Consider the following 6,000-nt stretch of genomic DNA (forward strand, 5'->3'; position numbering starts at 1 on the left):
GTTATGACGCAACAAGAACTTGACAAGGCCAAGGACAAAGACCTGGCTGGTTCATTAATAGCGATGCGGCGCGCAGTGCGGATGGCGAGAACTGGCTGTACGTACGAACTGCAATCGTAGTAACAAAGAATCAGCAACTCGTTCGAGTGACGGCAGATGAGTGGCGCAAAGAAGGTGTTCGTTAATTTCCGAGAACGCCAGCCGCGTCGAATTTGGTGAATGCCAGCTAGGCAGCCACCCGACTCAAAAATAGCAAGGTCCGACCCTCTCCCCGCAAATCGCGGAATGAGCGCCGGGCTTTTCTGTATCAAACATCGATGAACAAAGCCAGGTACGACGCACTCAAACGAATTGTGGCCCGCGACATCCGCATGTTGCCCTCTCACCACATCTGTTCCAGGAGGAGCCATGAACGCCAAATTGCTTATCCCGACAATTGTTGCGACTACGCTTTGCGCTGCCTGCTCATTACCACCCAGACTCGATCTTCTGGGCGATCCCGCGGTAGTAACCGCCGCCACGCGCACCATTGTTATCGCTCCAGATACAAGCTACGTAAATGTAACCGGCGGTGAAATCATTAAATTCGTCGTGGGCGACAAATCATTTGCCTGGAATTTTGACGGCGCCGACTATATTGATAAATTCGATCTGAATCAGACTGCGCCACCGGGCATTCTTGACCACAGGGTCACAGCCTATGTCGCCGCTAATCCTCTCTATGCCGGCGGCGGTGACGGCGGTCGCCATGGAGGGCATGGCGGACATGGAGATCATGGCGGCGGTCACGGGGGTGACTTTACGAGCGGTAGCGGTGGCCATGGCGGCGGGAGCGGCGGTGGTCATAAATAGCCAAACCAAAACAACAACCCGGTAATTCACCCTGAAAACGCAATGAAAACAATAAAAAGCACAGCTACATCGTAAATTGTAACTGTACTCCAAAAGCATCGCATCGACTGTACATGCTGCTATCAGCGGGTGCCAATTACACTCCCACGGACTCTGCGCGATTTGCGCGTGATGCTCCGGGGAACAAAATTGAGCGACCAGAAAATCCAGCAATACAACCACCCTGCCGGCGGCTGGGGTGCCTTGAAATATGTAGCTTTGCACCTGTTGAAAGAGAAAGTGCCGGGCGGTGGCGTGCGTACCCTGCTGGCGCAGAATCAGCCGGACGGCTTCGACTGTCCCGGCTGCGCCTGGCCGGATCGCGATCATGCATCGACCTTTGAATTCTGCGAAAACGGCGCCAAGGCGGTGGCGGCGGAAGCGACCTCCAAGCGTGTCACGGCAGATTTTTTTGCGCAAAACAGCGTCAGCGCATTGCTACAGCAATCGGACTACGAACTGGAAGAACACGGCCGCCTGACCGAACCAATGGCGTACGACGCCGCCAGCGACAAATACCAGCCGATCTCCTGGCAAGACGCATTCAACCTGATGAGCGATCACCTGAACACGCTGGACGATCCGAACCAGGCATCGTTCTACACTTCCGGCCGCACCAGCAACGAAGCCGCATTTCTATATCAACTATTTGTGCGCGAATACGGCACCAACAACTTTCCCGATTGCTCCAACATGTGCCACGAGCCGACCAGCGTCGGCTTGCCGGAGACCGTAGGTGTCGGCAAGGGTACTGTAACGCTGGACGATTTCGACCTGGCCGATACCTTCCTGATCTTCGGCCAGAATCCCGCCACCAACCATCCGCGCATGATGGGCGAGTTGCGCGAATGCGCCAAGCGCGGCGCCGCCATCGTCTCCATCAATCCATTGCGCGAGCGCGGCCTGGAGCGCTTCGCCAGCCCGCAACATCCATCCGACATGCTGTCGCGCTCCGGCACCAGCATCAGCAACATGTTTATCCGCCCTACCCTGTGCGGTGACCTGGCGCTGGTCAAGGGCGTCATCAAGCGGGTACTGGAACTGGACGATCTGGCGCAGCAAGACCAGACCGAACGCGTAATCGACGTCGGCTTCATCACCGAACACACAGCCTACTTTGAAGAGTTCGCGGCCGACATCCGGGCCGAAAGCTGGGACGACATCGTCACTGAATCGGGTGTCAGCCGGGACGACATCGAACGACTGACGCAAGTGTACGTGCGTGGCAAAAACGTCATCGCTACCTGGGGCATGGGCTTGACCCAGCACAAGCACGGCGTCGCGACGATCCAGATGGTCTCCAACCTGATGCTATTGCGCGGCAATATCGGCCGCCCCGGCGCTGGCTTGTGCCCGGTCCGCGGTCACTCTAACGTGCAAGGCGACCGCACCGTCGGCATCGACGAAAAACCGACTGCCGCTTTCCTCGATCGCATCGAGCAGGTATACGGCTTCAAGCCGCCGCGTGAGCATGGTCTCGACGTGGTCGGTACGATTGAAGCGATGTTGCAAGGACTGGTCAAGGTATTCATCGGACTCGGCGGCAACTTCGCCATGGCAACGCCAGACACACCGCGCACCTGGCAGGCGTTGCAGTCTTGCGCACTGACCGTCCACATCACCACCAAACTGAATCGCAGCCATCTGATCCACGGCAAGGACGCCTTGATCCTGCCGACCATGGGGCGTACCGAAATCGACCTGCAGGAGAGCGGGCCGCAAGGCGTGACCGTCGAGGACTCGATGAGCATGGTGCACATTTCCTACGGCATCAACAAGCCCGTTGCCAAAACCTGTCTGTCGGAAATCGACATTGTCGCGCGCCTGGCGCACGCCACGCTGAAACAGAGCCGCACGCGCTGGCTGGACTATGTCAATGACTACGCCCTGATCCGCGACGACATCGAAAAGGTGTACGACGCCTTCAAGGATTACAACCTGCGCATAAAGCAGCCAGGCGGCTTCCACCTTGGCGTGGCGTCGCGTGAGCGGGTCTGGAAAACTACCAGCGGCCGGGCCCGGTTCATCGTGCATGCGATTCCCAAGGACACGCCGATTCACCAGGCGCGCCGCAAATACGGTCCCGAACTGATGGTACTGATGACCACCCGTTCGCATGATCAGTACAACACCACCATCTATGGACTGGACGACCGTTATCGCGGCGTATTTGGACAACGGCGCGTTGTATTTGCCAATCTGCTCGATATCCAGATGCTGGGTTTTGCGCCGGGCGACTGGGTCGATCTGATCGGTGTCTGGGACGACGGCATCGAGCGCCGCGCCGACCGTTTCCTGTTGGTGGAATACGATATTCCGCGCGGCTGCATCAGTGGCTACTATCCGGAAACCAATCCGCTGGTGCCGCTCAACAGCTTCGCCGACCAGGCGCGTACGCCGACATCGAAATCGATCCCGGTGCTGATGCGCCGCTCCATGCAGATGGCGGCGTGATCCGACGATGAACCGGGATGATCAGATTGACGATGCAGTGCTGGCGATCTTGTCCGCACTGCATGCCGCTGCTATCGACGAGCGCGGCCACAACCAACGCAACCAATGCGCCGAACCAGGAATGTCGCTGGCAAAACTCAACAAGCGGGTCGAGCAACGCATGAGTACGTTGCGACGTAATCTTAGCGCCCTGGAAGATGCTGAAATTGTCAGCGTCGCTCTCAACGAAGACGGCGCCGGCCGCGCTTCACTGACCGAATTCGGGATGGCGATTTTCGATGCACTGGATGAGCGTCAGGCTGCCGAGACGGCGTGATCTACTCCAGCATGGCAGCCAGTATTTCGCCGAGGCGGCGTATAGCCTGTTCGATTTGCGGCGTCCAGCTGTAGCTGTAATTCATGCGAATGAAGCTACGATAGGCGTCTGAAGTGGAAAACAAGCGACCCGGCGCAATCGTGATGCCTTCCGCCAGTGCTTGCCGATACAAGGCCATGGAGTCGATCGCCGCCGGCAATTCTATCCACAGCACATACCCCCCGGTTGGCCGCGTAATGCGCGTACCCACGGGAAAAAAGCGCCCGACGAAAGCGCTCATGATGTCGCAGCGCTGCTGCAAGGTGCGCCGCACCCGGCGCAGATGGCGGTCGTAGCCGCCAGCCGTCAGGTAAGCGGCGATAGCCCGTTGCGGCAAAGTCGAGGTGCTGAGCGTGTTGAGGAATTTCAGCTTTTCCACCTGCTCCCGATAACGCCCCGGCAAGGTCCAGCCGATGCGGTAAGCGGAAGTCAGGCTCTTGGAAAACGATGAGCAATACAGCACGATGCCGCGCTTGTCGTAAGCCTTCAGGACGCTCGGATGCGCCGTGCCGAAATACAGCTCGTTGCAGACGCCGTTTTCGATAATCGGCATGTTGTAGCGTGAGCCCAGTTCGACCAGCTGGCGCTTGTTTTCTTCCGGCATTTCAAAACCCAGCGGATTCTGGAAATTCGGCATTACCATGCAGGCCGCAATCGGCTGGCTCTGCATGACTTTTTTCAGCGCTGCGATATCCATCCCCACGCGCGGATCGGTCGGTATTTCGATGGCACGCATGCCAAGCCGCTCGATCGCATGCAGCATCGCGTAGAAGGTCGGCGACTCCACCGCGATCGTATCGCCCGCTTTCGCCACCGCCTGCAAACACAGGTTGATGGCTTCGGTGGCGCCCACCGTGATCACCACATCGCCGGGATCGACGCTGAGGCCGGTTTCCAGATGACGCCGGACGATCTGCCGGATCAAGTCCGGATGGCCGGGCGGCAAATCGTCCAGCACGCCCAGCGGGCCGCCGCTGCGCAGGATGGCGCCGTTGTATTGGCTGATGCGCCGGGCCGGGAACAGGGTCGGATCGGGATACGGCGAACCGAGCGGGATGGCGTCGTTCTGATGAATCGATTTAAGGGTCGCCAATACATGGCGGCTGACGTCTACTTCGGCTGATACCGGCAGTGGTTGCGATCTGTGAGGTTCAGCCGGCGTAGCCTGGGCCGATGGTGACATCTGCAATGACGCCGCCGCAGCATCACGGCCGAACTGGGCTCGCACAAAATAGCCCGACTGCGGATGGCTTTCAATCACTCCGAGGCTTTCCAGCAATTCATACGCGCGCACCACGGTTGTGATGCTCAAACCGTGCTGCTGGCTGGCCTGACGCACCGAACTGACGCGATCGCCGGGCCGCAATACGCCGCTGTGCACGGAAGCGGTCACCTGTTCGGCCAGGCGTTGGTACAGCGGTTGGCGGCGGGAGGTTTTCAAGCTGAGCGCGGTCTGGGGACTATGGTTGCGCCATTATATGTGCATCGGATTCTGCGTGGGCCTGGGTGAGATGAATCGCCATTCCTCATGTAGTTGATGTATGTAAGATCTATTTGTGTACGAAATTCATTTCGTAAACGGACGGGTCTACAGTTTGTGTCATTAGTAATTGCTTATAGGCAGGCGGAGTATCATCAAGCCAATCGCGTTTCGTGAGCTGCCATCCACTTCCAGGATGGTAATCCAGAATTTCAACCATTCCGGTCCAACGCTTGAATCGAGGGTTATACATGATTACAAGGTGCTCACGATGATTGGATGGTTCATATGCTTGAACATTAAACCGACTGTCAGCAATCCACCATTCGAGATTAAACCAAACTATATCGTTAAGGAATGTCTGAATAAGTCCCAAACAAACCGATATTAATAAAAGCTACTTTTTTAAACCAAAAAAATGCGACTTCAAGACTACGAATATCAGATTAAGTCGGGCGGTTCATCGCCCGACTTAGCGCATCCGAGTGCGATTTCTCGCACGCTGGACGTACTACGCCCCTTGAAGTCGCATCAGTTTTTTGCGCACCATGAACAAGTTAGCCAGCGCACAGGTGACAAAGAATCGATTCGCATTCTTGACCATGCCGCGATAGCGCACCTTGGCAAAGCCGAAGACGCGTTTGATGATGTAAAAGGGATGCTCCACCTTGGCACGCACACTCGATTTGCGCTTATTCGTCATGCGTTCCTCTTCAGTGAGCTCGTGAGAACGTGTGCCGCGACGGTTGGTAAAATCGCGCGCATTTGGCGCCACCTTGCTAATGGCCTCCTTTTGACCGATGTACGCCGAATCGCCCCA

5 protein-coding genes are annotated in these 6,000 nt (G+C 57.1%); 3 read left to right on the top strand and 2 right to left on the bottom strand.

Going from position 1 to position 6,000, the window contains the following annotated elements:
• Nucleotides 1–408: 408 nt before the first annotated feature.
• From KHU29_RS14550 to KHU29_RS14560, 3 genes are all read left to right on the top strand, one after another.
• Nucleotides 409–852: a CzcE family metal-binding protein gene (locus KHU29_RS14550; protein WP_211453500.1), complete on the top strand. Its 444-nt coding sequence runs from the start codon at nt 409–411 to the stop codon at nt 850–852.
• A 171-nt stretch (nt 853–1,023) separates the two neighbouring features.
• The gene (locus tag KHU29_RS14555; protein WP_211453501.1) at nt 1,024–3,345 is read left to right on the top strand and encodes an FdhF/YdeP family oxidoreductase; all 2,322 of its coding nucleotides are present in this window, start codon (nt 1,024–1,026) and stop codon (nt 3,343–3,345) included.
• 7 nt (nt 3,346–3,352) lie between these two features.
• Nucleotides 3,353–3,661, top strand: coding sequence for an ArsR family transcriptional regulator (locus tag KHU29_RS14560; RefSeq protein ID WP_211453502.1), 309 nt, complete (start codon nt 3,353–3,355; stop codon nt 3,659–3,661).
• Nucleotide 3,662: 1 nt separating this feature from the next.
• On the opposite strand, the gene KHU29_RS14565 is transcribed toward KHU29_RS14560, so the two are convergent.
• Nucleotides 3,663–5,141, bottom strand: a complete 1,479-nt coding sequence (locus KHU29_RS14565; protein ID WP_246542061.1) for an aminotransferase-like domain-containing protein — start codon at nt 5,139–5,141, stop codon at nt 3,663–3,665.
• Between the two features lie 550 nt (nt 5,142–5,691).
• On the bottom strand, nt 5,692–6,000 hold a 309-nt coding region (locus KHU29_RS14570), incomplete at its 5' end, for a transposase (RefSeq protein WP_211453503.1).

Source organism: Collimonas antrihumi (assembly GCF_018304965.1).
Classification (GTDB): domain Bacteria; phylum Pseudomonadota; class Gammaproteobacteria; order Burkholderiales; family Burkholderiaceae_D; genus Collimonas; species Collimonas antrihumi.

Excerpts from the sequence above, each read along its gene's own strand:
- KHU29_RS14550 (WP_211453500.1), top strand. The coding sequence starts at position 409 with ATGAACGCCAAATTGCTTATCCCGACAATTGTTGCGACTACGCTTTGC.
- KHU29_RS14555 (WP_211453501.1), top strand. The coding sequence starts at position 1,024 with ATGCTCCGGGGAACAAAATTGAGCGACCAGAAAATCCAGCAATACAAC.
- KHU29_RS14560 (WP_211453502.1), top strand. The coding sequence starts at position 3,353 with ATGAACCGGGATGATCAGATTGACGATGCAGTGCTGGCGATCTTGTCC.